The 550-nt window shown below is 53.5% G+C and carries 1 protein-coding gene; it reads left to right on the top strand.

Features of this window, described 5'->3' with window-relative positions; genetic code table 11:
- Positions 1-60 precede the first annotated feature (60 nt).
- On the top strand, positions 61-550 hold a 490-nt coding region (locus ACPGUT_RS16150; RefSeq protein WP_423993134.1), incomplete at its 3' end, for a DUF1223 domain-containing protein.

Below are 550 nucleotides of genomic sequence, written 5' to 3'. Positions count from 1 at the left end.
CATTACAGTCCAGACAACTTATCACTGTAAAAAACCTGAATTAAACTTGGATCACCCGATATGAGATTCCTTTCTGCGCTTTGCACTGCTGCATGGCTTGCCCTGTCCGGAACGGCACAAGCCCAGAGCCAACCAGTTGTGATCGAATTGTTCACATCTCAAGGTTGCTCGTCCTGCCCGCCCGCAGATGCGCTGATGCACAAACTGGCAGCGCGTAGTGATGTAATCGCATTGTCGATGCATGTGGATTACTGGGATTACATCGGCTGGAAGGATGAATTCGGCCGCGCCGAAAACACAGCGCGTCAAAAGGCCTATGCCCACGCAGCGGGTCGACGATCGGTCTATACCCCGCAAATGATAATTGGCGGTGTGGATTCGGTTGTTGGCACCCATCCGATGGATGTTGCCGATCTCGTTGCGAAACACGCAGCGCGTCAAAAGGATGTGGTGCTGAAAGTGGCCCGCGCTGGCGGCAAGATCACGATTTTAGCGACCGCGCGCAAACCCGCCAAATATGATGTGAAGGTCGTGACCTTTTCCCCCAAAC

Source organism: Halocynthiibacter sp. (genome assembly GCF_049608145.1).
Lineage (GTDB): Bacteria > Pseudomonadota > Alphaproteobacteria > Rhodobacterales > Rhodobacteraceae > Halocynthiibacter.
The sequence above is the reverse complement of the archived record's forward strand: the minus strand, read 5'-3'. Positions and strand labels throughout refer to the sequence as shown.